Here is a 24,258-nt window from a genome sequence, read left to right as displayed (position 1 = left end):
CGACGCTTAGCGAAGCCTTGGTCGCCTTGTCAATGGGCGCCCGCTAAAAGTCTGGCTTTTATTTCAACCAATGGAGCCCGTCTCAGAGCCCTAGGCGCTGTGTCAGCCAGCTGCGGATGTGCACGATTTCTTCCGGGCATACCTCGTGCGACATGTCGTAATCGTGCCAATGGGTAGTATGGCCGAGGGCTGCAAGGCGGTCATGGGCGTCACGGCCGAGCGGCGTGGGCAGAATGTCGTCGTAACGGCCGTGGGCAAAAAAGATGTCCAGCCTTGGCTCGGCTGACGCATCCTGTAGCAAAACATCCAGTGTCGGACCATAGGTAGACAGCGCCATCAGACCGCCAAACGGCAGACGGCTTTCAAGGGCGGCGTGCAATGCCACCGCACCGCCCTGGGAAAAGCCGGCAAGGATGATGCGTTCGATGGCGATGCCCTGCTCGCATTGCTGTTGGACCAGCTCGAGCACAGTGCGCACTGATTCATCCATCTGTTGGTTATTGATGATCCGCGCGGGTGACAGCCCAAGAATGTCGAACCAGCAGGGCATCGGAAAACCGTTGTTGATCGTCACCGGCCGGGTCGGAGCCTGGGGAAAGATGAACCTGATGCCGTGCCCAGGCGGCAGCCGCAGGGCTTCCACTACCGGCACAAAATCGTAGCGGTCGGCGCCCAGACCATGCAGCCAGATTACACAGGCGTCTGCCGGGCCAGGTGGATCAAGGATCAATGGGGATTGGCTCATGGTCGTGCTCCTTTCGTTCAGTGTCTGGCCTGTTCAGGCCCGTGACATGAATTTTCCAGTGTCGGTATTGATACGGACGACTTCGCCAGTGGCCAGGTATTCCGGGATCTGGATTTCCAGTCCGGTCGCGAAGCGCGCAGTCTTGGAACGTGCGCTGGCTGAAGCCCCCTTGATCGCCGGGGGCGTTTCTTCGATGGGCATTTCCACCACCGCAGGCAGTTCGACGCCGACCATGTTGCCTTCAACGATCAGCCCGAACAGGCCCTGAATGCCTTCAGCCAGATAGGGAATCTGTTCATCGATCTGGTCAGGGCTGAGGGTGTACTGGCTGAAATCCTCGTTATCCATGAAGGTGTAGCCGTCAGCGTCCTGATACAGGAGCTGAATGGCGCGTTTCTGGAAATCGATGGCGGCGAGCATGTCATCGCCAGTCAGACTCTGATCGAGTTTCTGTTTGGTCTGCACGTGATTGAAGCGAATCTTGTACAGCGTGGTGCCGCTGCGTGAAGACGGGCTCTTTACGTCAATAGTGGAGACGATGTAGGGCTGGCCATTGATCTGTACGATCTGACCTTTTTTTAACTCGGACGCTCTGGGCATGGGGCTGACTCATGATTGATGCAGCCGGTATTCTGCAGCGGGGGAGCCTGCTGCTGCAAGCGTATCTGGAAGCAGCCGGCCCGCGCCCTCAGGCGCCGTCCGGCCCGCGCTGATACGCTAGCAACTGCTTTTCGGGCTCAGGGTCTGGCATTTCGTGCGCGGTGGCAGTCGGCGCTTCCCCGCTGGATGCCTGCGCGGGTCCGGCCGGCAGCACCCTGCTGTTGATCAGCCGTTCCAGGCCCTCGCTGTTGCGCAGATTGACGTCGAGCTGACGGTAGGCGATGACAATGCCGTGTTCACGGAACTGGCGATCGACTTCCCGGTTGATCTCATCGATGGCGAAGTTGCGGTCCATCAGCTCGCGCACATGGATGCGCAGCTCGTGTTCGAGCCGGTGATCGCCAAAATTCAGAAACAGCACCATGGGTTCGGGATCCTTCAGCACCCGTGGATTGTCATCGGCAATCTGCATCAGCAATTCCTTGGTCTTGGCCAGATCGGCGCCATGGGCAATACCCAGCTTCAGCGACACGCGGGTGATGGTGTCGTCCAGCGACCAGTTGATCAGCTGCTCGGTGACGAAGGTCTTGTTGGGAACGATGATTTCCTTACGGTCGAAATCGGTAATGGTTGTCGCCCGAATCCGTATCTTGTTCACCGTGCCGGATAGCGGGCCGATGGTCACCACATCGCCGATGCGCACCGGGCGTTCAAACAGAATGATCAGACCGGATACGAAGTTGGCGAAGATCTCCTGCAAACCAAAGCCCAGCCCCACACCCAGCGCCGCGACCAGCCACTGCAATTTGTTCCAGCTGACGCCAAGCGCTGATAGCGAAAGAAAAATACCCAGGCTGACGATGGTGTAACTGAGCAAGGTGGTGATGGCGTAGCTGCTGCCCTGGCGCAACTCTATGCGCGACAGCACCAGCATTTCCAGCAGGCCGGGCAGGTTGCGACCCAGGGTGAAGGTCAGCGCGACGATGGTCAGCGCGCCGAGCAGGTCGCCGGCGCTGATGGCGTCTAGCTGAGGATTGTCCGCGCTGCCGGCGTTGTACTCCCACATGGTTACCGATTCCAGGTAGGAGGCGGCACTGATCAGATCCGACCAGGTGAAATACACCAGCACGCTGAAGATGATGGTTAGACCGAGCCGGGCCAGGCGCAGCGATTGCTGGTTGATCTGCTGGATGTCCATCTCGGGAACGTCGATGGTGGCTTCCGGCTCCGGATGGTCCAGCTGTTCCTGGTGTTCGGCGGCCTGGCGCTTGCCCAGCGCGCGCTGGTAGGCGAGGCGACGCCCGGCGACGTTCAGGTTGCGCACCACGGTGCCCTCGAACAGCATCCATATGGTGATCAGATACAGCGTGGTGATGAACCGGTCCGACAGTATGATTGCCGTGTAGTTGTAGCCCCAGGCCACCAGGCCGGCCAGCGCCAGGGGCGCCAGCGTCAGGATCAGTGCAGCCAGCAGATGCAGTACGCGCGAATCATAGATCGGATCGCTGCGCTGCATCATCCGGCCCAGTAGCCAGGCCAGTCCGAGCATGCCCAGGAACATGAACAGCCGACCCATGACATCGTCGCCAATCTGTTCGGGGAGAATCTCGCCTACTGCGACCACCAACACCAGTGGCAACAGAATCCATGCGGCCCGGCGCGTGAGACGGCGCAGGCGTGACACCTGGGCGGGGTCCCAGCGGAAATGTCGAGTGGCTATGCCCTGCGGATCGAATACGCGGTACAACAAATGAATGATGAACCAGGCCAGGGCCAGTTCACTGAGCCCCTGACCGAGGGCAGGCATCGCCGGCTCCTCACCCAGACTCAATAGCAGGCCCAGGGAAATCAGCACCATCGGAACCGGGATAATAGTCAATGCCGTCAGCATCAACGCGCGGGGCGTGTGGTGCACGCTGTCGCGCCGGAAATGCCCGACATCCTCATGCAGGCTGCGCAGCTGTTCGCGCAGGGCTGGCAGACGCCAGTTATAGAAACCCAGCAGCAGTGCCAGCAGGATCAACCAGCCGACATTGTCGAGCAGTATGTTGCCCAGCTTTTTAACATGCACCAGCGGATCGATTATCTTCCATTGCTCGGTCATCTTGCGCGGCAGGTCCAACAGCCAGGCGCGGTCGACCGGACGGTTGCTGGCGACCCAGAACAGTTGATCGTCAATCCGCCGCTCCAGGTCCTCACTGAGTTTTTCGACCTGCCGCTGGTTGATCTGCACGCTGATCGCCAGACTCAGCAGGGTGTTGATGTTGTCGCTCAGCTTGTCGACCAGACTGATCCGGCTGCTCACCAGGCTCTCGAATTCGTCACGCAGCTCTTCACGTTGCTCCTCCGGCAGGCGGTCGATCAGGCGATCACGGTAGGCGGTGGGATTAACGATTTCGTCACGCAGCTGGTTGAGTTCGAACTGGCGTAGTCGCAGATCGGCGATCTGGTCAGCCAGCGTGGTGTCATAGCGGACGCTGGGCAAGGCCTGCTTTTGCTGATGCAGAATGCGTGACAGCAATACGCTGCCTTCAAGCACGTCGATCTGCTGTTCAAGGGCACTCTCGATCTGGCCGAGACTGTCGACCTGTTGCTTGGTCTGGATGCCCTTGCGGGTCAGCTCACCGACCTGGGTGGTGGCGCGCAATAGCTCTTCACTGAGCTGCCGGTTGATCGCACCCTGATCACTGAGTAGCTGATGGTTGCTGGCCTGCAAGGCTTGTTCGGTGGCTTCGGTAACTGTCTGCTCGGACTGGCTGCGGCGTTTCTCGTTGATTACATCCTGCAGGACCTGAATCTCGACCTCGAAGCTGCTGATCTGCTGGGCCAACAGGTCACGTTGCTGGGTCGCCAGGTCCTGGAGAATATTGTTCGCCGAGAGACGCTGGCGCAGCAGATCACTGGAATATTGCAGGCTCTGTTGTTCGGCGCGCAGCAGACGGAGGCGGGCATGGGTTATCGGCGTTTCACTTTGACGTTGTAGTGCGCGGATCTGATCGTTGAGTTCATTTTCGCGGGTCTGGTTCTTCGCGACGCTGGCCTGTGTGCGCTCCGGGCGGGTTTGCGCGGCAATCAGTTCGCTATTGATGGCAGTCAGTTCATTCTGCGCATTGAACATGCGCGCGACCTTTTCGCCTAGAGACCTTTCCAGCTCTCCCAGCTCCTGACCTTCGAAGCTGGCGCGCATCTTGTCGAGATCTTCGTCCTCAATCTGTTCCAGTTCCTGCTTCGCACTTCGAGTGCGCGCGGGTGCCTCTTCCTTCTGCGTCTGGAGTTCGGCCAGTTGCTCAATCAACTTTTCGGTCCGTTGCAGATGCGTCAGGGTCTGCTGAAAGATCTCCCTGAGCTCGACTTTGTCTGGTTCTGAAAAGGACGCTTCATCCAGGCCCTGAATGTCAGCGCGCACGGATTCGATCGCCGCCGTGGGTTCCTCCTGCGCGTGCAGGGGAGCGATGAACATAACCAGGAGAGCCAGCAGCAGGCCGACGGGGAGCGAGAAAAGCCGGGACATGAAAGAAATTTCCACAGTAGAAGTTGCTGGCGCAGAGTAATCCTGCGGGTAGTTCATGGGAAGTGTCGCGATGACGGGTGTAATAGCGAATGTAAACAGACCGCCGGGAGGGCGGTCTGTTCAGAGGTGGAATTTCAGGATTAGTTCACAGTTTAATCAGAACCAGTCGTCCTGCATGTCGAGACAGGTGGTGTCGCGACGCTCAAGCACCGCCAGCGCCTGATGGCAGCTGGGAACTTCCCAGGTCAGGAAGAACCGGGCAGCCTGCAGTTTGCCCTGATAGAACTCGCGGTCGGCTGGCGAGCCGCTTGCCAGGCCCTGTTGGGCGCGAATCGCCTGTTCCAGCCAGCGCCAGCCGATCACCATGTGACCGAAGGCGTTGAGATACAGCGCCGAGTTGGCCAATGCCTGATTGACCTGGCCTTTGCCCATGTCGCCCAGCAGCGCCAGGGTCACCTTGCCGATATGAGCGTGCAGTGCTTCCAGTGGTTCGCGCAGCGCAGTGAGTTGCTCGAACTCTGAAGCACGAGCGCAGCAGTTCTGGATCAGCTCGGACAGTTGCTTCAAGGCCGCGCCATTATTCATCGCCACCTTGCGTCCGAGCAGGTCCAATGACTGGATGCCGTTGGTGCCTTCATGGATCGGATTCAGACGATTGTCCCGGTAGTACTGTTCCACCGGATATTCGCGCGTATAGCCCGAGCCGCCGAGGATCTGGATCGCCAGTTCGTTGGCCTTGAGGCAGAACTCCGATGGCCATGCCTTGACGATGGGCGTCAGTAGATCAAGCAGTTGCAAGGCCGTCTGACGCTGGTCTTCAGTTTCCAGGGTCTCGGTATCGTCGAACAGCCGCGCTGCGTACAAGCCCAGATCGAAGGCGCCTTCGACATAGGCCTTTTGCGTCAGCAGCATGCGCTTGACGTCGGTGTGCTGGATGATTGGCACCTGCGCTGCCGCCGGATCCTTGCCGTCGGGCAAGCGACCCTGCGGACGTTCACGAGCATAATTCAGCGAATACAGATACCCCGCGTAGCCCAGCATGACGGCGCCCATGCCGACGCCGATACGCGCTTCGTTCATCATCTGGAACATGTACGGCAGCCCCTGATGCGGCTTGCCCACCAGATAGCCCACGCAGTTGCCATTGTCGCCAAAATTCAGCGCAGTCGAGGTGGTGCCCCGCCAGCCCATCTTGTGAAACAGGCCCGCCAGGGTCACATCGTTGCGCTCGCCCAGGGAGCCATCGTCGTTGACCAGAAACTTGGGCACGATAAACAGCGAGATGCCTTTCACGCCCGCCGGAGCGTCGGGCAACTTGGCCAGCACCATATGTACGATATTGTCGGACAGCGGATGATCGCCGCCGGAAATGAATATCTTGTTGCCCTTGAGCCGATAGCTGCCGTCGCCGGCCGGTTCGGCGCGGGTGCGGATGTCGGATAGAGAGGAGCCGGCATGCGGCTCGGTCAGCGCCATGGTGCCAAAGAAGCGGCCATCGATCATCGGCTGCAGGAACCGCTGCTTCTGATCCTCGTTGCCGAAGGCCTCGATCAGGTTGGCTGCGCCCATGGTCAGCATGGCGTAGGACGACGTCGCTATGTTGGCTGACTGGAAATGCGCAAAACAGGCTTGCGACAACAGATTGGGCATCTGCATGCCACCCTGTTCGAACGTCCGGGTGGCATTGAGGAACCCGGCTTCGAGGAACGCATCGACCGCGGGTTTGACCTCGGGAATCAACTCCGCCGCACCATTAACGTATTGGGGCTCGTTTTCATCGCTCTTACGATTGTGCGGCGCGAAAAACTTCTCCGCGATAGTGCGGGCAGTGCCCAGGGCGGCGTCAAAGGTTTCGCGATTATGCTCGGCAAACCGCGGGCGCTGGGTCAGGCTTTCGGCATCCAGTACTTCGTACAACTCGAAGGCCAGATTGCGGGTATCAAGCAGGGTATCTGTCATGGCGCTCGTCTCGAAAATGAACGCCTGGCAGTGTATGCGTTCCGAATATGACTGCAAACGCCTATTGATACGACTGATGTCACCAGATCAGAACAGCCGAAGCGGTGGCTCATCCAGGGCGGCGCGTTGCTCGCGCAACGTCAGGATCTGGTCTGCCCAATACCGTTCGTTGGCGAACCAGGGAAAGTGTTTGGGGAAGGCCGGATCATCCCAGCGGCGAGCCAGCCAGGCGCTGTAATGGATCAACCGCAGGCTGCGCAGCGACTCGATCAGCGGTAACTGGCGTGGATCGAAATCGTAGAACTCGTTGTAGCCGTCTGCCAGTTCGGCCAGTTGCGCCTGGCGCTGGTCGCGCTCGCCGGAGAGCATCATCCACAGATCCTGGATTGCCGGGCCCTGACGGCAATCGTCCATGTCGACCATATACAGCAGCTCGTCACGCCATAGCAGGTTGCCGACGTGCAGGTCGCCATGCAGGCGAATGGTCTCATAGGGGTGCGCTGCATAGATCTTGTCGATCTGCTCCAGCAAGTCATCCGCTACGGAAAAATAAGCCGGGCGCAGGTTTTCTGGCACGCTGTTGTTTTCGCGCAGCCAGGCGATGCTGTCGTGACCGAAGTTCTGTGGCGTCAATGAGGGGCGATGCTTGAACGGACGCATCGAGCCGACGGCATGCAGACGTCCCAGCAGACGGCCAAGCATGAGCAGATGATCTGGATTGTCGAACTCGGGCGCACGACCGCCAAAGCGTTTAAACAGAGTGAAGCGAAAACCGGCGTGTTCAAACAGCGTTTGCCCGTCGATTTGCATCGGCGGTATGACCGGGATTTCCAGGTCGGCGAGTTCGAGAGAGAACTGATGCTCCTCGAGGATCGCTTCGTCGCTCCAGCGATTCGGCCGATAGAACTTGGCAATCAATGGCTCGCCGTCTTCAATGCCAATCTGGAATACGCGGTTTTCGTAGCTGTTCAACGTAAGCGTACGGGCGTCACTGACATAGCCGAGCGATTCCACCGCATCGAGAACGGTGTCAGGTGTGAGCAGGGCAAAAGGGTGTAGGTTGTCCATGGCGTCGCACCGTCAGTTGAGGATGCACTATGGTGTCACATTTCAGGGCGGATAAGTTCGCAGGGTGCTAATCGGTGGTCAGCATTCGCGAGGTTCTGCTTCGGGTGGAGGAGTCAGCTTTCGCGAGGCGACAGAGCCGCGCTGACACGCTGCAAGTACGTCCCTGTAAGCTCGTCGATGACATCCCTGTCATCGCACGGTCATCGCGACCCTGTCGCCTCGCTGCGCCACCAAGATTTGCGTTGCCGGAGGGAGAAGTCAGGTCGTTGCCTGGGGGTGTAGTGCGCTGCGCTACGCCAAGCTTTCCGCAACCTCGAACCCCGCCAGAGACTGGCTTCATGACAGTCAAATCGATGTGTGACGAGAAATCCCCCCTAGCCCCCCTTTTACCAAGGGGGGAACTGGTCCGTGGTGTCTGGTGGTTTTGATGTCTGAGCCATGCCGATGCGGGAGCAAGTCCGCTGGCTGTCAGGGTGGAGCAAGTGTTGAAAACAGGGAAGTTTTCGTCAAGCCCCCAGGGACGGGTTCACGGCGTCGTGCGTAATCCTGACAGTCGGTGGGCGGCAGACTCCGATGTTCCCAGCCAAGTGGGTAAGTCAAGGCAGAGTGAAAATCCCATCAAGCATCAGTGCGCGCCACGCACCAGACACTGACACTCGCCGCGCCAGCATCCAGCAGAACCCGGCTGGCTTCTCTTACTGTCGCTCCCGTGGTGACCACGTCCTCAACCAGGGCGATGTGTTTACCGAGAACCCGCTCTGGCTTGCGGCAAACAAAAGCGTCCTTGAGATTGCGGCGCCGGGCTCGGGCGTCCAGACCTTGCTGGGCTTGGGTCGCACGTTGTCTTAACAACACACCGTGCTCAACGGAAATAGTCAGGCATCTGGCCAGTGGGCGGGTGAGCTCCATCGCCTGATTGAAACCGCGTTTAGCCTGACGCGCACCGTGCAGCGGCATGGGGATCAGGCAGTCGGGCAACGCCTGTTGCCGCTCCTGATAATGAAAGCGCACGGCATCAAGCAACAACAAACCAAGCATCCGACCATAGGTCAGTTGATCGTGATGCTTGAAGGCCAGAATCAGACTGTCGATGGGAAAGCCATACACAAAGGGCGCCACGATCTGGTTGAAGGCGGGCGGGCTGTTCATGCATTGGCCGCAGAGGCCTTCGGCAAGCGAAAGCGGTAGCGCGCATTGGCGGCAGTGTGATCCCAGCCAAGGCAGGTCGGCGCGGCAGGCCTCGCAGATTCCCAGTTGGGAATGCCCGCCATAGCTCAGGCAAAGCAGGCAGGATGCGGATTGGTTATTAATTAACCACTTGTAAACCGTGCTTGATTTCAAAGGTTGACGCTTTCCCTGTCGTCGCTATGATGCGACAAACGTTGAAGCCAAACCGATCTTCAAGCAAACACCAGGAATGTTTTTGATGACTGCATCCCAAACCCGCCACGACTGGACGCCGGCAGACGTACTGGCCCTGCTCCGCCAACCCTTCAATGATCTGCTCTTTCAGGCGCAGACGGTGCATCGCCAGCATTTTGATGCGAACCGGGTGCAGATCTCAACATTGCTTTCGATCAAGACCGGTGCTTGCCCTGAAGACTGCAAGTATTGCCCCCAATCCGGGCATTACAACACCGGCCTGGACAAGGAAAAACTCCTTGAGGTGCAGAAGGTGCTGGATGAGGCCGCTGCAGCCAAGGCCATCGGCGCAACGCGTTTCTGCATGGGTGCGGCATGGAAGCACCCGTCCGAAAAGGATATGCCTTACGTTCTGGAAATGGTTAAAGGCGTGCGCAAGCTCGGCCTGGAAACCTGCATGACGCTGGGCAAACTGACTAAGGAACAGACCGCTGCGCTGGCCGATGCCGGACTGGACTATTACAACCATAATCTGGATACCTCGCCGGAGTTCTACGGCAAGATCATCACCACCCGCACCTATGGCGATCGTCTGCAGACGCTGTCCTACGTGCGTGACGCGGGGATGAAGATCTGCTCAGGCGGTATTCTGGGCATGGGCGAGTCGCTGGAAGATCGCGCCGGGCTGTTGATTCAGTTGGCGAACCTGCCGGAGCATCCGGAAAGCGTGCCGATCAACATGCTGGTCAAGGTCGCCGGGACGCCGCTGGAAAATGCCGAGGACCTGGATCCCTTCGACTTCATCCGCATGTTGGCTGTGGCGCGCATCATGATGCCCAAATCGCATGTGCGTCTGTCGGCCGGTCGCGAGCAGATGACTGAGCAAACCCAGGCCCTGGCGTTCTTTGCCGGAGCCAACTCGATCTTCTACGGTGATCGGCTGCTTACCACCTCCAATCCGCAGGCAGAAAAGGATATGCGTCTGTTCGAGCGCCTGGGCATCAAGCCCGAAGAGCGCGAAGAACATGATGATGAAGTGCATCAGGCAGCCATTGAGCAGGCGCTGGTTGAACAGCGCGATAGCGCATTGTTTACCAACGCCGCGGCGGTCTGATCACGTCCCTCATGAGTCATTACCATGCCTTTCGACCTGACTGCCCGACTAGCTGAACGTCGGGCGGCCCACCTGTATCGTCAAAGACCATTGCTTGAGGCGCCGCAAGGCGTGCGGGTAGTGGTCGACGGTCAGCCGCTGCTGGCGTTCTGCAACAATGATTATCTGGGCCTGGCCAATGATCCGGAAGTCGTCGAAGCCTTTATCGACGGTGCCCGCAAATGGGGCGTCGGTGGTGGCGCCTCGCATCTGGTGGTCGGTCACAGCACTCCACACCATCAGCTTGAGGAAGCGCTCGCCGACTTAACCGGCAGGCCTCGTGCGTTGCTGATGTCGAGCGGCTATATGGCGAATCTGGGTGCAGTGACCGCGCTGGTCGGGCAGGGCGATACGGTGCTGGAAGACCGTCTGAACCATGCGTCGTTGCTGGACGCGGGCTTGCTCAGCGGCGCGCGTTTCTCCCGTTACCTGCACAACGATATCGAAAGTCTGACGTCGCGCCTGGCCAAGGCCACCGGCAATACCCTGGTGGTGACTGATGGCGTTTTCAGCATGGACGGTGACCTGGCGAACTTGCCCGCGCTGTGCGCTGCGGCACGAGAAAAGAACGCCTGGGTCATGGTTGACGATGCCCACGGGTTCGGCTGCCTCGGCCAGCAGGGCGGCGGCATCGTCGAGCATTATGGGCTGGGGGTGGAGGATGTGCCGGTACTCGTCGGCACCCTGGGTAAGGCGTTTGGTACTTCAGGTGCGTTTATTGCCGGCAGCGAGGAGCTGATCGAAACCTTGATCCAGTTCGCGCGGCCCTACATCTATACCACCAGTCAGCCACCGGCCGTGGCGTGCGCTACGCTGAAGAGCCTGCAGATCCTGCGTGAGCAAAGCTGGCGACGCGAGCATCTTGCTCGACTGATTGCCCAGTTTCGCACTGGCGTGTCCGACTTGGGCCTGGAACTGATGGACAGCCCCACCCCGATCCAGCCTATCCTTATCGGCAGCAGCGAGCGCGCCATTGCGATATCGGCAGCGCTGCGCGAGCGCGGCATTCTGGTTACGGCGATTCGCCCACCGACCGTCCCGCGCGGCACCGCCCGGTTGCGCGTGACCCTGTGCGCAGCGCACAGTGAGCGCGATGTGGCGCATCTTCTTGATGCGTTAGAACAAGCCATAGCTGCTGTGCCGGAGTGTGAATGATGACTAATATTTCCCTGTTGCCTGGTTGGGCGATGTCTGCTGCTAGCATGGAGCCGCTGCGCGGGGCGCTGCTTGAGCGTCTGCCGCAGGCGCAGGTTCAGTGCCATGATTTACCCTCCCTGCAGATGTCCAGCATCGAAACGGATCTGGCACGCCTGGGTGAGCAGTTGCCGGATGGCGTTCTCATCGGCTGGTCGCTTGGCGGCGTGCTGGCGCTGCAGTTGCAACGGCGTTTTCCGAAGAAATTTTCCGCGGTCATTACCATCGCCAGCAATCCCTGTTTCGTCAGTCGGCGGGACTGGGCTGAGGCCATGCCAACGGACACCTTCAAGTCCTTTTATGCTGACTTCCGCGACGAGCCGGAAAAGACGCTCAAACGTTTCGCCCTGCTGGTCACGCAAGGCAGCACGCAGGGTAGGGCACTGAGCAAAGCCTTGCAGTGGGACGACGCGGACCATGAGCAGCGCCTGCATGCGCTGGCGATTCTCGGTGTGCTGGATAGTCGCTCCATTCTGCGGCGCTCCAGCCTGCCGACGCTGCACTGTCTGGCGGGGCAGGATGCCCTGGTGCCTGCGGCGGTTGAAGGGTCGCTTACGGAGCTGGATGACCACTCCCGCGTTGCGGTGCACGCCGAGGCCAGCCATGCGCTGCCGCTGGAGCAGCCGTTATGGCTGGCTGAGCAGATAGCCCAGTTTTTGCAGGTCGGCGATGACTGAGCAGGCGATCGACAAACGCCGGATCGCTGAATCCTTTGGTCGGGCGGCCACGACCTATGACCAGGCTGCAGCTTTCCAGCGCACGGTTGGCGGTAATCTGCTGGCGCGCCTGTCTGCCGATTATTGTCCCGTGGCGATCGCGGATCTGGGTTGTGGCACGGGCTATTTTACCCGGGCGCTGCATAGGCATTATGGCCGTCCGGTGATGGGTATTGATCTGGCGGAGGGCATGCTGCAGTTCGCCCGCGATGCGTCACCGGACTGCGGACCCTGGGTTACGGCTGACGCGGAAGCGTTGCCGCTGCGTGCCGGTTCACAGGATCTGATCTTTTCGAGTCTGGCGCTGCAGTGGTGCGCCCATCTGCAGAGGGCGTTGAACGAGGCATACCGCACCCTGCGCCCTGGCGGCTGTCTGGCGTTCAATACCTTGGTTGAAGGGTCGCTTGATGAGCTGCGCCAGGCCTGGCAGCAGGTCGATGGTTTCGTTCACGTTAATCGGTTTATGTCGGAGACCGCGTTGCGTGAGTTGCTGGCTGACGCAGGCTTTGCGCAGTATCGCTGCGAGATCGAGCAGCACCTCCTGCATTACGGACAGCTCAGCGAACTGACCCGCGAACTCAAGGCATTGGGCGCGCACAATGTGAACCCTGGACGTCCTGGCGGACTGACTGGCCGCGCCAGGCTGCGCGCGCTAACCGAGGCGTACGAGCACTTCCGGGATAACAAGGGTTTGCCAGCCACCTATCAGGTTGCACAGATCCTATTGATAAAGGGGCCGGCGTAGGTGCCGGAAGCAAATATGCTCAAGCGTTATTTTATTACCGGTACTGATACCGAGATCGGCAAAACCACCATTGCGGCGGCCCTGCTGCATAGTGCGCGGCAACGGGGATTGACCACCGCTGCCGTTAAACCCGTAGCGGCTGGATGCGAGCGCACCGCTGAGGGTCTGCGCAACGATGACGCGCTGGCGCTACTGAGTGAGTGTCAGCCGTCACTGCCCTATGAACGGGTTAACCCGGTGGCGCTGGAAGCGGCCATCGCTCCGCATATTGCAGCGAGTGAGGAGGGCGCAACCCTGAGTGCTGAGCTGCTGGCTGCCGGATGTCAGACCGTATTCGACACCAATGCCGATCTGACGCTGGTCGAAGGGGCGGGTGGTTGGCGTGTGCCGCTGAATGCACACCAGACATTGGCGGATCTCGCCGGCTTGCTCAGCGTTCCAGTAGTGATGGTGGTTGGCATGCGGCTCGGCTGTATCAATCATGCGCTGCTGACCGCTGAGGCGATCAAGGCCGACGGGCTGGTACTGGCCGGCTGGGTGGCGAACCGAGTGGACCCTGATATGAGCCGGCCGGACGAGAACCTGGCGACGCTCAAGCAGCTGATTGCAGCGCCCTGTCTGGGCGTGGTGCCCTGGCTGGAACAGCCGTCTGCCGGCTCGATCGCTGCGCATCTGGATATCAGTACGCTGCTATGAACGCAGCGCTACCCATTTACCCCGGCCTGTGCTTGAATGGCCGTATAGGCTGAATGGAGGCGAAGTGCCATGGCTAGCTTGGATCTAGTGTCATCCGGGATGAATAGCGTCAGACAGGGGCAGTATCGTGCGAACACCGCAGCGGCGGAAATCGCCCGCAGTGGTGTGCAATCGGATCCCGCTGCGTCTCAGGCCATCCCGCTGCAGCCCGCCAATGGCCAACCCGCTGCCACAACGACCGTCGATTCCAATCGTCCGGTCAACCTGGTCGATAGTCTTGTCGAGCTGCAGTTGGGGCAACGCAAAGTCGAAGCTGGCGCCGCCGTGATCGATACCGCCAACGAAGTGCTTGGCACGCTGCTCGATGTAACCGCCTGAATCACATTTCCCTTTACGATCTTGCGCGGTCGTTCTTCTAACCGTCACTGCCGTATTCGCGGCCAGCTGGCGGTTTGCTCGTAATCGGTGTTTCCCCAACCTGAAAAATACTTGCCCGGAGCGACCGGGCGGGCTTGACATGTCTGCGCGGTAAACGTAAGTTTCAAACGTCTGTTTGAATGCTGCCGTCGGCAGCCCTGTTTGCAGCTTTCGTCTGCTCTTGAAATCCCGATATAACCGTTGAGGTCAAGTTACCATGCCAGATTACAAGGCTCCCCTGCGTGACATCCGTTTCGTCCGCGACGAAGTTCTGGGTTATGAAGAACACTACAAGAGCCTGCCGGGCTGCGAAGAAGCCACCCCGGATATGGTCAATGCCATTCTGGAAGAGGGCGCCAAGTTCTGTGAGCAGGTTATCGCTCCGCTGAACCGCGTTGGCGATAGCGAAGGCTGCACCTGGAGCGCTGAAGGCGTGACCACTCCGACTGGCTTCAAGGAAGCTTACGCCCAGTACGTTGAAGGCGGCTGGCCGAGCCTGGCCCACGACGTCGCCCATGGCGGTCAGGGTCTGCCCGAGTCGCTGGGTCTGGCGGTCAGTGAAATGATCGGTCAGGCCAACTGGTCCTGGGGCATGTACCCGGGCCTGTCCCACGGCGCGATGAACACGCTCGACGCCCATGGTACTGACGAACAGAAGCACACCTACCTGAGCAAGCTGGTGTCCGGCCAATGGACCGGCACCATGTGTCTGACCGAGCCGCATTGCGGTACCGACCTGGGCATGCTGCGCACTAAGGCCGAGCCGAACGCCGACGGCAGCTACAAGATTTCCGGCACCAAGATTTTCATCTCCTCCGGTGACCACGACATGGCCGAGAACATCGTCCACATCGTACTGGCGCGCCTGCCCGACGCACCGGCTGGCACCAAGGGGATCTCGCTGTTCATCGTGCCGAAGTTCCTGCCTGACGCCAATGGCGACAAGGGTGAGCGCAACGGCGTCACCTGTGGCTCGCTGGAACACAAGATGGGCATCCACGGTAACGCCACCTGCGTGATGAATTTCGACGCTGCGTCTGGCTATCTGATCGGGCCGCCGAACAAGGGTCTGAACTGCATGTTCACCTTCATGAACACGGCCCGCCTGGGTACCGCGTTGCAGGGGCTGGCACATGCTGAAGTCGGCTTCCAGGGTGGTATCAAGTACGCCCGTGATCGTCTGCAGATGCGCTCGTTGACTGGTCCGAAGGCACCTGAAAAAGCCGCTGATCCGATCATCGTGCACCCCGATGTGCGCCGCATGCTCTTGACCATGAAGGCTTTCGCCGAAGGCAACCGGGCAATGGTGTACTTCACTGCCAAGCAGGTTGACATCGTCAAGAACAGCCCTGATGAAGCGGCGCGCAAGCAGGCCGACGCGTTACTCGCGTTCTTGACGCCGATTGCCAAGGCATTCATGACTGAAGTCGGCTTCGAAGCAGCTAACCACGGCGTGCAGATTTACGGCGGCCACGGTTACATCTCCGAGTGGGGCATGGAGCAGAACGTACGTGACGCACGTATCGCCATGTTGTACGAAGGCACCACCGGCATCCAGGCACTGGATCTGTTGGGCCGTAAGGTACTGATGACCCAGGGCGAGGCGCTGAAGGGCTTCACCAAGATCGTGCACAAGTTCTGCCAGGCGCAGGAAGGCAACGAGGCGACCAGCGAGTTCGTCGCACCGCTGGCGGCGCTCAACAAGGAATGGGCAGACCTGACCATGAAGGTCGGCATGGCCGCCATGAAGGACCGCGAGATGGTTGGCGCTGCCTCCGTGGACTACTGCATGTACTCCGGTTACGCCTGCCTGGCCTACTTCTGGGCTGACATGGCGCGCGTCGCGGCTGAGAAGCTGGCTGAGGGCACTGCCGAGGAAGCCTTCTACAAGGCGAAGTTGCAGACTGCGCGGTTCTATTTCCAGCGCATCCTGCCACGCACCCGCATGCACGTTGAAGCCATGCTGTCGGGTTCTGCAAACCTGATGGATATGGACGAAGAGGACTTCGCGCTGGGTTACTAAGCCCGGTTGCGGTTTCCAAAGGGCTGTCCCGCGAGGGGCAGCCCTTTTTTCGTCTCTGGATTTTTATTCGGGGTTGGTCCGTCCAGTGGGCCACATGCGCGCTCGCCGAAGCGTCTGGTGTTGCTGCGAAGCTCTGGCGTAGCGCAGGCGCACTCCACCTCAGGAGGGCCCGACGTAGAGGGTGATTTACGGGGCTGCGCCCCTGGTTGGTCCGGCGCAGCAATCTACCGTGCCAGCCGTAGCCCGGAAAACTGCCAGCGTGCCTGGGTTGGGAAAAAGTTGCGATAACTGAGGCGCGCATGGCCGGGTGGTGTCGCCAGCGAGCTGCCGCGCAGCACCATCTGGTTGATCATGAATTTGCCGTTGTACTCACCCACGGCGCCGGTCGCAGCCTGAAAACCGGGGTAGGGCAGGTAGGCGCTATTGGTCCATTGCCAGACCTGGTCGAACAGACCGCTCAGATCTGGCTGCGAGGCGGCGGCATGTTCCCACTCCGCTTCGGTGGGCAGCCGCGCCTGGGCCCAGCGGGCATAGGCATCGGCTTCATAGAAACTGACATGCATGACCGGCGCATCGTGGTCGAGCAGCTGTTCGCCGTGCAAGGTGAAACGCCGCCAGTCTTCCCCATCATGACGCCAGTACAGTGGCGCCTGCAGGGATTCATTGCAGCGCATATCCCAGCCGTCCGATAGCCACAGTTCGGGTCGTTCATAGCCGCCGTCGGCCATGAACGCAAGGTAGTCACCGTTGCTGACGTTGCGCCTGGCCAGCTCGAAAGGCTCAAGCCAGACCCTGTGTCGGGGTTGTTCGTTATCGAAGCTGAAGTCACCGCCCTCGTGTCCGATAGTCACCAGCCCACCGTCAAACTGAATAAAACTGTTCGCGCACTGCTCATTCGCGGCGCCGTCTGCGGAGGCGCTGCGCCAGGCGGGCAGCAAGGGGTTACGCGAAAAATGATGCTTGAGATCGGTGAGGATCAGCTCCTGATGCTGCTGCTCATGATTGAGCCCCAGTTCCAGCAGATCCAGCGCCTCATCGCTCAGAGTGCCGCTTTCGATATGGGCCTGCATGTGGTGATCGACATGGGCGCGGTAGGCGAAGATCTCCTCCAGCGAAGGGCGGGACAACATGCCGCGTTCGGCGCGGAGATGGCGTTCGCCCACGCCAACGTAGTAGGAGTTGAAGAGCACCTTGAACGCTGGGTCAAAGGCTGCAGGGGCATCCGGTGCAGCGGACAGGATAAAGGTCTCGAAGAACCAGCTGGTATGCGCCAGGTGCCATTTGATCGGACTGGCTTCGGCCATGGATTGCAGCTGGCAATCCTCTGCCGACAGACCTTCAGCCAGTGCCAGGGAATACTGGCGCACCTCATGGAAGCGTGCGGCAAGTTGCGTGGAACGCGAGACAGGTTGGTGAATGCTCATGGGCTGGGCTCCGCTAGAAAGACCCCGAACCATTGGTCGGGGTCGGTCCATAACTGGCAGCGTCCGAAACCGGCTTCCTTCAGCATGTCACCGAAGCCGTCCGGCGTGTACTTGTGCGAGTACTCGGTCAATACGTGCTCGCCGGTATTGAAATAGCGACTCGTCTGACCGCCGAGATCGACGCGGTGCTCGCGCTGAGCGACCAGCTGCATTTCGATGCGGTTCTGTACGCCATCGTAGCGTGCCCGATGCCTGAAATTATCCCGATTGAAATTCGAGCCGAGCTGGTCATTGACTACGTCCAGCACATGCAAATTGAACTCTGCAGTGACGCCCGCCGCATCGTCGTAGGCTGCCTCCAGGATCTCGATGGGTTTGACCAGATCAATGCCAATCAACAGCCTGCCGTGCTGGCCGCAATTGCGGCGGATGTTGCGCAGCAGCCTGAGTGCATCGGGTCGGGCGAAGTTGCCGATTGATGAGCCGGGATAAAAGAATACCGGCGGCGCATCGGGGCATTCACTGAGCAAGGCCGACAGGTCGAGGTCGCGGGTGAAGTCGCTGACGACGCCGATACATTCTACCTCCGGATTGCGGGCAGCCAGTTCAATCAGGGAGCTTTGCAGGAAATCGCCGGCAATATCAACGCCGATCAACCGTTCAGGCGCGACGTGGCGCAGCCATTGGCGGGACTTGGAACAATCGCCGCAACCCAGATCGACCCATTGCGCTCCTGAAGGGAGGGCCTGGGTGATTTCCTGGGCATACAGGCTGAATATCCCCGCTTCGGTGCGGGTTGGGTAGTATTCGTCGAGTTCGCAGATACGGTTGAACAACTCGCAGCCGATATCATCATAGAAATATTTTGAATCTATTCGGGCGATGGGCTGCAGGAGACCGTCGAGCAGGCTGGCTATCTCAAGGGAGGCGTTAGGGTGCAAGGTATTTTCGATGCGCGGCAGCGGGAGAGCGATATTCACGGGATGCCTCAAAGTCAGGTCTACGATCTTTGAAACTAGCAGCCGCGCGCTGCTTGTGCCAACTGGATGACGCGCTACGTCATCCTGAGGCGGTCTGGCCCGGCCGGGCTCAGCCCTCGTTCTCGACGATCCCGCGGATCATCTTGAACAACTTGCGTGAGGCCGCTGGCGGTTTGTTTTCCGCGGCTTCCTTGACGCCCTGACGCACCAGTTGCCGGAGTTGCTGGCGGTCGGTTTCAGGATGGAGCGCGACGAAGGCGTCCTGCTCTTCGGGTTTGCCGGTCAGCAGGCGATCACGCCACTTTTCCAGATGGTGGAAATGCTGAGCATGTACCTGGCTGCTGCTGTCCAGCCGATCAACGTAGGCCTGAATGGCCTCGACATCCTGGTCGCGCATCAGTTTGCCGACAAAGCTCAAATGCCGCTTGAGGGCGCCACGTGCGGTATGTCGGTGGGCTTCTTCCAGTGCCCGGCGCAGCTTGTCGGTCAGCTCGAGCTTTTCCAGCTGCGCTGGCTTCAGTTCGGTCAGACGACGTCCGAGTTCCTGCAGGTCGTGCAGCTCGCGCTTTACCTGGGTTTTGCTCTTGCCCTCGTCTTCGTCGCCCTGCTCTTCGTCGTGAAAATCTGTCATGGTGGTCCCGTTACGGCCTTTCGCCGGGTCTGTTCGATGCGCCATGATACCCGTTCACAGTGCAGCTGTCCGGAGTACAATGGCGGCCACAAAGGAGAACCTATGACTGATAACCTGCCTACCCGGAACGACGATCCCCAGGCCCTGCAAGGGTCTCTCGAGCAGCGAGTGGCCTTCATCCTCGATGAGTCGAAACGCCAGGGCGCTTCAGCCTGCGAGGTAGTGGTCAGCCACAACACGGGTCTGTCGGTGGGCGTGCGCCAGGGCGAGGTCGAGAACGTCGAGTTCAATCGCGACCAGGGCTTTGGCATTACCCTGTACTCAGGCCAGCGTAAGGGTTCTGCCAGTACCTCGGATACCTCGGACGATGCCATACGTTCGGCTATCGAAGCGGCGCTGGTGATTGCCCGGCACGCTTCCGAAGATCCCTATGCAGGTCTTGCTGATCCTCAGCTCATGGCCAAGGCTCTGCCTGATCTGGACCTCTACCATCCCTGGGAGCTGGGCGCTGAAGCTGCCATCCAGCGGGCGCTGGACAGTGAAGCGGCGGCTCTGGCGGTGGATAGCCGCCTCACTAGCGATGGCTCACATGTCAGCAGCCATCAGGGTTGCCGGGTCTACGGCAACAGTAACGGCTTTATCGGCAGCTCGATTGGCACGCGCCACAGCGTGGCGACGCTGACCATCGCCGCCGATGAGCAAGGCATGCAGCGCGACTACTGGTATGGCGTTGACCGTATTGCCGAGCGCCTGCCTACCGCCGAGGCGCTAGGCCAGAAGGCCGCGGAGCGAACGCTGTCCAGACTGGGCGCCCGCTCCATTCGTACTGCCAAGGTGCCGGTGCTGTTCGCTGCGGACCAGGCGGCCGGCTTGCTGGGCCATCTGGTCGGCGCAATCGCGGGTGGAGCGGTCTATCGCCAATCAACTTTTCTGCTTGATGCCCTGGGCCAGCCGGTATTTCCTGACTGGGTGACCATCGACGAGCGTCCGCATCTGAAGCAGGCGCTGGGCAGCTCCGCTTTCGACGGCGATGGCCTGGCCACGCGGGAGAAATCCTTTATCGAACGCGGCGTATTGCAGAGCTGGATTCTGAGCACCTATTCCGGTCGCAAACTGGGTTTGCCGAGCACCGCTAACGCTGGCGGTGTGAATAACCTGCATGTTTCCTGCAATATCGCAGGCGGTCTGGATGCATTGCTCAAGGAAATGGGCACCGGTTTGCTGGTCACCGAGCTGATGGGGCAGGGCGTGAATGGCGTGACCGGGGATTATTCCCGAGGAGCGGGTGGGTTCTGGGTGGAGAACGGTGAGATCGCGTTCGCGGTGAAGGAAGTCACTATTGCCGGTAATCTTCGCGACATGTTCGGTCAGCTGCGGTGCGTAGGGGCGGACGAGGAGCGTCGTGGCAATTATCTCACCGGCAGCTGGCTGGTTGATGGCATGACCGTCGGCGGGGAGTAACGAGCGGCTTAGCGACCCTCTCAGGTCTATTCACCTTCCTCGAAGTAGTTATTGACCAGCGCCAGGAGCTCCTCCATGGCCTGGTCAGCCTGCTCGCCTTCGCAGCAGATACACACCTCGGTTCCCTTGCTGGCAGCCAGCATCATGACCTGCATGATGCTCTTGCCATTCACCATCTGCTCGCTATCACTGCATCCGATGCGGACATCGCAATCATAACGGTTGGCGACGCCGACAAATTTGGCGGCGGCCCGCGCATGCAGGCCCAACTTATTGATGATTTCGACGTTGGCTTTCGGCATGTCAGGGCAGGTCGCGGTGGCGTATCAGCAGGTTAGGGGTATGCGCGCCGAGCTCCCGGACCAGGCGCTCGGCGATGTACACGGAACGGTGATGTCCACCGGTACAACCGATGCCAACGCTCATGTAGCTGCGCTCGCCGGCGGCGTAGCGGGGCAGCCACTTGGCCAGGAAGTTGTAGATATCCTGGTACATCTCCTGCGCGTCGGGTTCGCCCTCAAGGTAATCACAGATTTCCTTGTCCTTGCCGCAGAACGGGCGTAATTCCGCTTTCCAGTAGGGGTTGGGAAGGCAGCGAACGTCGAACACCAGGTCCGCATCGACCGGTACGCCGCGCTTGAATCCGAACGACTGAATGAGTACCGAGGGCGCATTGCCGTCGCTGCTCAGCAGGCGTTGTTTCAGTAGATCCCGCAGTTGATACAGGGTCAGATGACTGGTGTCGATCTTCAGATTGGCCAGGTCGATAATTGGCTCAAGCAGGCGCAGTTCCGCCGCGATGGCTTCACCCAGCGATTTGCTTTCGTCAGTTAGCGGATGTTTGCGGCGTGTTTCGGAGAAGCGCTTGATGAGCACTTCGTCGGTGGCGGCAAGAAACAGCACGTCGCAGCGGATACCGGTAGCACGGACCTGTTGCAACAGCTCGGGGAAGCGTTCCAGATCGCTCGCCAGGTTGCGCGCATCGATACTGATAGCCACCTTGGGCAGATGCTGTTCGGTGTCGTTGGCCTGTCGGGCCAGTTCGGGCAGCAGCCCGGCGGGCAGGTTGTCGATACAGTAAAAGCCATTGTCTTCCAACAGATGCAGTGCGGTGCTCTTGCCGGAGCCGGATCGGCCACTGACTACAACCAAACGCATTATTCTCTAACTCCCGTCGTCGGTGCCAACCATCACTTCATAGAGGGTCTGGGCATCGGGTGATTGGCGCAGGGCTTCTCGCAGCGATGGCTGGTCGAGCTTCTCTGCCAGCATTTTCAGAATCTGCAGATGTTCTTCGGTTGCTTGCTGTGGCACCAGTAGCACGAATATCAGGTCTACCGGTTCGCCATCGAGGGCGTCGAAATCGATTTTACTGTCAAGTTGAAGAAGTGAGCCGATCGCCTGGGTGCACCCTGGCATGCGGCAGTGGGGTATGGCAATGCCATGCCCGAATCCGGTCGAGCCGAGCTTTTCCCGGGCAACCAGACTTTCGAAGATGGCGTCAGGATCCAGGTTGGTGTGCTGGGAGATCAATTTTCCGATCAGCTCCAGCACACGTTTCTTGGATGCCCCCTGCACACCTGCAAAGGTGCGCTCGGGGGTCAGGATATGGTCTATTTGCATGGTCACGCGGCGTTGTTGGCCTTAGCGGTCGTTGACGCCCTGTAGGCGATTGAGGTTCTTTTCCTTGTATTTGATCAGCTGTCGATCAAGCTTGTCGATCAGCATATCAATTGCCGCATACATATCGGTATGTTCTGCGTTTGCTACGACTTCGCCCCCTGAAACGTGGAGAATGGCTTCGGCTTTCTGACGCAGCTTTTCGACTTCGAGGATGACCTGAACGTTGGTGATCTTGTCAAAATGCCGCTCGATGCGTGCCATTTTTTCAGTGACGTAGTCGCGCAGTCCGTCAGTGAGCTCGAGTTGGTGACCGCTAATATTGAGTTGCATACGGCTTCTCCTGATTGGTTTTATGGTACTGGGTGAATACCGATCACCCGGTGGTGCCACCTTGATTCCTTTGTACTGTCAAACCAGTCGCTTGCGTTCGCTCGATGGAGCGATATTGAGTGATTCCCGATACTTGGCGATGGTGCGGCGCGCCACGTGAATGCCCTGTTCCTCCAGTAAACCAGCGATCTTGCTATCGCTCAATGGTTTCTTCGGGTTTTCCGCCGCGACCAGTTTTTTGATCAAGGCGCGAATGGCCGTCGATGAAAATTCTCCGCCTTCGCTGGTACTGACGTGGCTTGAGAAAAAGTACTTGAGTTCGAAGATTCCGCGCGGCGTGTGCATGAATTTCTGCGTGGTAACGCGCGATATAGTGGACTCATGCATACCCACGGCCTCGGCAATGTCATGCAGTACCAGAGGTTTCATCGCCTCCTCGCCGTGCTCGAGAAAACCGCGCTGGTGCTCGACGATTTGCGTCGCCACTTTCATCAACGTCTCGTTACGACTCTGCAGGCTTTTGATGAACCAGCGTGCCTCCTGCAGATGATTGCGCAGGTAGGTGTTGTCATTGCTGGTGTCGGCGCGACGGACCATGGAGGCATAGGTATTGTTGACGCGGACCTTGGGCACCGACTCCTGATTCAGCTCCACGACCCAGCGATTGCTGTCGCGGCGCACGATGACATCGGGAATCACGTATTCGGCATCGCCGGAGGCGATCTCGGAGCCCGGTCTGGGATTGAGCGTCTGGATCAGTGCGATGGCATCGCGCAGCTGATCTTCCTTGAGCTTGGAGCGGCGCATCAGCTGGGTGAAGTCGCGGTTACCGAGGAGTTCGAGGTGATTTTCGACTACGCGTTTGGCCTGTTCCAGCATCGGGGTATCGGCGGGTAGTTGCCGCAGCTGCAGCAATAGGCATTCACGCAGATCGCGGGCGGCCACGCCAACCGGTTCGAACTGCTGGAGTCGATGCAGGACCATTTCAACTTCGTCGAGATCCGCCTCCAGCTCCGGATCAAGGGAGGAGAGGATATCCTCCAGTGATTCCTGCAAATAGCCGTCGGCGTTGATCCCGTCGATCAACGAGATGGCGATCTGATGATCCGTTTCGGATAGGGGAATCAGATTCAGCTGCCATTCCAGATGGCTCTGCAAGGTTTCGCCGGTGCCGGTGCGCGAGGTGAAATCCCAATCCTCGTCATCATTGCTGGGCAAGGAGCTGGCGGAGGTCTGATAAACATCTTCCCATTGGGTGTCGACCGGCAGCTCGTTGGGTATCTGTTCGTTCCAGCTGCCTTCATCGTCTGCCTGGCCATGCTGTTCAATAGCATCAAGAGCAACTGGCTCGGGAAGGGTGACGGCGGCGGCATCATCGCTATCCGGGGCGCTTGCGGCATCGCCGGAAAAATCATCATCGCCATCGTCCGCCATTTCGAGCAACGGATTGGCTTCCAGGGCTTCCTGAACTTCCTGCTGCAGATCCAGACTGGAAAGCTGAAGTAAACGAATGGCCTGCTGCAGCTGGGGCGTCATGGTCAGCTGCTGCCCCATCTTGAGGACGAGCGTTGGTTTCATTTTCCGGTGAACTACCTTGTGCGCTGAATCAGAACCGTGTGA

The 24,258-nt window shown here is 59.5% G+C and carries 22 protein-coding genes and 1 pseudogene; 8 read left to right on the top strand and 15 right to left on the bottom strand.

Annotated features, from left to right (window positions below):
- Positions 1-82 precede the first annotated feature (82 nt).
- The 7 genes and pseudogenes from FHK95_RS01640 to FHK95_RS20355 form a co-directional block, all read right to left on the bottom strand.
- Positions 83-745 carry an alpha/beta hydrolase gene (locus FHK95_RS01640; protein WP_150302835.1) on the bottom strand — a complete coding sequence of 221 codons (663 nt, stop codon included), beginning with the start codon at positions 743-745 and terminating at the stop codon, positions 83-85.
- 33 nt (positions 746-778) lie between these two features.
- Positions 779-1,345, bottom strand: a complete 567-nt coding sequence (efpL, locus tag FHK95_RS01635; RefSeq protein ID WP_150302834.1) for an elongation factor P-like protein EfpL — start codon at positions 1,343-1,345, stop codon at positions 779-781.
- A gap of 88 nt (positions 1,346-1,433) precedes the next feature.
- Positions 1,434-4,856: a mechanosensitive channel MscK gene (gene mscK / locus FHK95_RS01630; RefSeq protein ID WP_178114678.1), complete on the bottom strand. Its 3,423-nt coding sequence runs from the start codon at positions 4,854-4,856 to the stop codon at positions 1,434-1,436.
- Between the two features lie 156 nt (positions 4,857-5,012).
- Entirely contained in the window at positions 5,013-6,815 is a 1,803-nt protein-coding gene (locus FHK95_RS01625) for an acyl-CoA dehydrogenase (protein ID WP_150302832.1), read from the bottom strand.
- A gap of 87 nt (positions 6,816-6,902) precedes the next feature.
- A complete protein-coding gene (locus FHK95_RS01620) occupies positions 6,903-7,883 on the bottom strand; it encodes a serine/threonine protein kinase (protein WP_150302831.1) in 981 nt (326 codons plus the stop codon).
- Positions 7,884-8,501: 618 nt separating this feature from the next.
- Entirely contained in the window at positions 8,502-9,032 is a 531-nt protein-coding gene (locus tag FHK95_RS01615; RefSeq protein ID WP_235906682.1) for a ComF family protein, read from the bottom strand.
- A gap of 9 nt (positions 9,033-9,041) precedes the next feature.
- Positions 9,042-9,224: pseudogene (locus FHK95_RS20355) on the bottom strand (double zinc ribbon domain-containing protein); the annotation flags it as partial.
- Between the two features lie 85 nt (positions 9,225-9,309).
- On the opposite strand from FHK95_RS20355, the gene bioB reads away from it, so the two are divergent.
- From bioB to FHK95_RS01580, 7 genes are all read left to right on the top strand, one after another.
- A complete protein-coding gene (bioB, locus tag FHK95_RS01610) occupies positions 9,310-10,359 on the top strand; it encodes a biotin synthase BioB (RefSeq protein ID WP_178114677.1) in 1,050 nt (349 codons plus the stop codon).
- Positions 10,360-10,383: 24 nt separating this feature from the next.
- Positions 10,384-11,553: an 8-amino-7-oxononanoate synthase gene (gene bioF / locus FHK95_RS01605; RefSeq protein ID WP_150302828.1), complete on the top strand. Its 1,170-nt coding sequence runs from the start codon at positions 10,384-10,386 to the stop codon at positions 11,551-11,553.
- Complete coding sequence (locus FHK95_RS01600; RefSeq protein ID WP_150302827.1) at positions 11,550-12,269, top strand: alpha/beta fold hydrolase; 720 nt, start codon at positions 11,550-11,552, stop codon at positions 12,267-12,269. The genes bioF and FHK95_RS01600 overlap by 4 nt, the downstream gene beginning before the upstream one ends.
- Positions 12,262-13,053, top strand: coding sequence for a malonyl-ACP O-methyltransferase BioC (bioC, locus tag FHK95_RS01595; RefSeq protein ID WP_150302826.1), 792 nt, complete (start codon positions 12,262-12,264; stop codon positions 13,051-13,053). Before FHK95_RS01600 ends, bioC begins: the two co-directional genes overlap by 8 nt.
- 15 nt (positions 13,054-13,068) lie before the next feature.
- Positions 13,069-13,749, top strand: a complete 681-nt coding sequence (gene bioD / locus FHK95_RS01590) for a dethiobiotin synthase (RefSeq protein ID WP_150302825.1) — start codon at positions 13,069-13,071, stop codon at positions 13,747-13,749.
- Between the two features lie 69 nt (positions 13,750-13,818).
- Positions 13,819-14,127 (top strand): hypothetical protein, encoded by a 309-nt coding sequence (locus FHK95_RS01585; protein WP_150302824.1) that lies wholly within the window; start codon positions 13,819-13,821, stop codon positions 14,125-14,127.
- A gap of 256 nt (positions 14,128-14,383) precedes the next feature.
- Positions 14,384-16,189, top strand: coding sequence for a phenylacyl-CoA dehydrogenase (locus FHK95_RS01580; RefSeq protein ID WP_150302823.1), 1,806 nt, complete (start codon positions 14,384-14,386; stop codon positions 16,187-16,189).
- A 224-nt stretch (positions 16,190-16,413) separates the two neighbouring features.
- Here FHK95_RS01580 and egtB read toward each other — a convergent pair whose 3' ends face one another.
- The 3 genes from egtB to yjgA all read right to left on the bottom strand — a co-directional run bounded on the left by egtB (position 16,414) and on the right by yjgA (position 19,224).
- Complete coding sequence (gene egtB, locus FHK95_RS01575; protein ID WP_150302822.1) at positions 16,414-17,613, bottom strand: ergothioneine biosynthesis protein EgtB; 1,200 nt, start codon at positions 17,611-17,613, stop codon at positions 16,414-16,416.
- A complete protein-coding gene (gene egtD, locus FHK95_RS01570) occupies positions 17,610-18,593 on the bottom strand; it encodes an L-histidine N(alpha)-methyltransferase (protein WP_178114676.1) in 984 nt (327 codons plus the stop codon). The genes egtB and egtD overlap by 4 nt, the downstream gene beginning before the upstream one ends.
- 109 nt (positions 18,594-18,702) lie before the next feature.
- A complete protein-coding gene (gene yjgA / locus FHK95_RS01565) occupies positions 18,703-19,224 on the bottom strand; it encodes a ribosome biogenesis factor YjgA (protein WP_150302820.1) in 522 nt (173 codons plus the stop codon).
- 102 nt (positions 19,225-19,326) lie between these two features.
- Here yjgA and pmbA point away from each other — a divergent pair, with 102 nt between their 5' ends.
- A complete protein-coding gene (gene pmbA / locus FHK95_RS01560) occupies positions 19,327-20,685 on the top strand; it encodes a metalloprotease PmbA (protein WP_150302819.1) in 1,359 nt (452 codons plus the stop codon).
- A gap of 26 nt (positions 20,686-20,711) precedes the next feature.
- Here pmbA and FHK95_RS01555 read toward each other — a convergent pair whose 3' ends face one another.
- From FHK95_RS01555 to FHK95_RS01535, 5 genes are all read right to left on the bottom strand, one after another.
- Positions 20,712-20,987, bottom strand: coding sequence for an HPr family phosphocarrier protein (locus FHK95_RS01555; RefSeq protein WP_150302818.1), 276 nt, complete (start codon positions 20,985-20,987; stop codon positions 20,712-20,714).
- A gap of 1 nt (position 20,988) precedes the next feature.
- Positions 20,989-21,843: an RNase adapter RapZ gene (rapZ, locus tag FHK95_RS01550; protein ID WP_150302817.1), complete on the bottom strand. Its 855-nt coding sequence runs from the start codon at positions 21,841-21,843 to the stop codon at positions 20,989-20,991.
- Positions 21,844-21,849: 6 nt separating this feature from the next.
- Complete coding sequence (gene ptsN / locus FHK95_RS01545) at positions 21,850-22,308, bottom strand: PTS IIA-like nitrogen regulatory protein PtsN (protein WP_150302943.1); 459 nt, start codon at positions 22,306-22,308, stop codon at positions 21,850-21,852.
- Positions 22,309-22,329: 21 nt separating this feature from the next.
- Positions 22,330-22,638, bottom strand: coding sequence for a ribosome hibernation-promoting factor, HPF/YfiA family (gene hpf, locus FHK95_RS01540; protein WP_150302816.1), 309 nt, complete (start codon positions 22,636-22,638; stop codon positions 22,330-22,332).
- A 78-nt stretch (positions 22,639-22,716) separates the two neighbouring features.
- The gene (locus FHK95_RS01535) at positions 22,717-24,216 is read right to left on the bottom strand and encodes an RNA polymerase factor sigma-54 (RefSeq protein WP_150302815.1); all 1,500 of its coding nucleotides are present in this window, start codon (positions 24,214-24,216) and stop codon (positions 22,717-22,719) included.
- Between the last annotated feature and the right edge of the window lie 42 nt (positions 24,217-24,258).

This window comes from Pseudomonas saliphila, assembly GCF_008638345.1.
Taxonomy (GTDB): domain Bacteria; phylum Pseudomonadota; class Gammaproteobacteria; order Pseudomonadales; family Pseudomonadaceae; genus Halopseudomonas; species Halopseudomonas saliphila.
Note: the sequence above shows the minus strand (reverse complement) of the source record. Positions and strands in the feature narration are given on the sequence as shown.

Bases quoted from the DNA above. Each gene is read 5' to 3' on its own strand.
- FHK95_RS01600 (WP_150302827.1), top strand. From the start codon at position 11,550: ATGATGACTAATATTTCCCTGTTGCCTGGTTGGGCGATGTCTGCTGCT.
- bioB (WP_178114677.1), top strand. From the start codon at position 9,310: ATGACTGCATCCCAAACCCGCCACGACTGGACGCCGGCAGACGTACTG.
- FHK95_RS01640 (WP_150302835.1), bottom strand. From the start codon at position 745: ATGAGCCAATCCCCATTGATCCTTGATCCACCTGGCCCGGCAGACGCC.
- efpL (WP_150302834.1), bottom strand. From the start codon at position 1,345: ATGCCCAGAGCGTCCGAGTTAAAAAAAGGTCAGATCGTACAGATCAAT.
- FHK95_RS01615 (WP_235906682.1), bottom strand. From the start codon at position 9,032: ATGAACAGCCCGCCCGCCTTCAACCAGATCGTGGCGCCCTTTGTGTAT.
- FHK95_RS01580 (WP_150302823.1), top strand. From the start codon at position 14,384: ATGCCAGATTACAAGGCTCCCCTGCGTGACATCCGTTTCGTCCGCGAC.
- bioC (WP_150302826.1), top strand. From the start codon at position 12,262: ATGACTGAGCAGGCGATCGACAAACGCCGGATCGCTGAATCCTTTGGT.
- mscK (WP_178114678.1), bottom strand. From the start codon at position 4,856: ATGTCCCGGCTTTTCTCGCTCCCCGTCGGCCTGCTGCTGGCTCTCCTG.
- bioD (WP_150302825.1), top strand. From the start codon at position 13,069: ATGCTCAAGCGTTATTTTATTACCGGTACTGATACCGAGATCGGCAAA.
- pmbA (WP_150302819.1), top strand. From the start codon at position 19,327: ATGACTGATAACCTGCCTACCCGGAACGACGATCCCCAGGCCCTGCAA.
- rapZ (WP_150302817.1), bottom strand. From the start codon at position 21,843: ATGCGTTTGGTTGTAGTCAGTGGCCGATCCGGCTCCGGCAAGAGCACC.
- FHK95_RS01620 (WP_150302831.1), bottom strand. From the start codon at position 7,883: ATGGACAACCTACACCCTTTTGCCCTGCTCACACCTGACACCGTTCTC.
- hpf (WP_150302816.1), bottom strand. From the start codon at position 22,638: ATGCAACTCAATATTAGCGGTCACCAACTCGAGCTCACTGACGGACTG.
- ptsN (WP_150302943.1), bottom strand. From the start codon at position 22,308: ATGCAAATAGACCATATCCTGACCCCCGAGCGCACCTTTGCAGGTGTG.
- FHK95_RS01625 (WP_150302832.1), bottom strand. From the start codon at position 6,815: ATGACAGATACCCTGCTTGATACCCGCAATCTGGCCTTCGAGTTGTAC.
- FHK95_RS01555 (WP_150302818.1), bottom strand. From the start codon at position 20,987: ATGCCGAAAGCCAACGTCGAAATCATCAATAAGTTGGGCCTGCATGCG.
- bioF (WP_150302828.1), top strand. From the start codon at position 10,384: ATGCCTTTCGACCTGACTGCCCGACTAGCTGAACGTCGGGCGGCCCAC.
- egtB (WP_150302822.1), bottom strand. From the start codon at position 17,613: ATGAGCATTCACCAACCTGTCTCGCGTTCCACGCAACTTGCCGCACGC.
- yjgA (WP_150302820.1), bottom strand. From the start codon at position 19,224: ATGACAGATTTTCACGACGAAGAGCAGGGCGACGAAGACGAGGGCAAG.
- FHK95_RS01585 (WP_150302824.1), top strand. From the start codon at position 13,819: ATGGCTAGCTTGGATCTAGTGTCATCCGGGATGAATAGCGTCAGACAG.
- FHK95_RS01535 (WP_150302815.1), bottom strand. From the start codon at position 24,216: ATGAAACCAACGCTCGTCCTCAAGATGGGGCAGCAGCTGACCATGACG.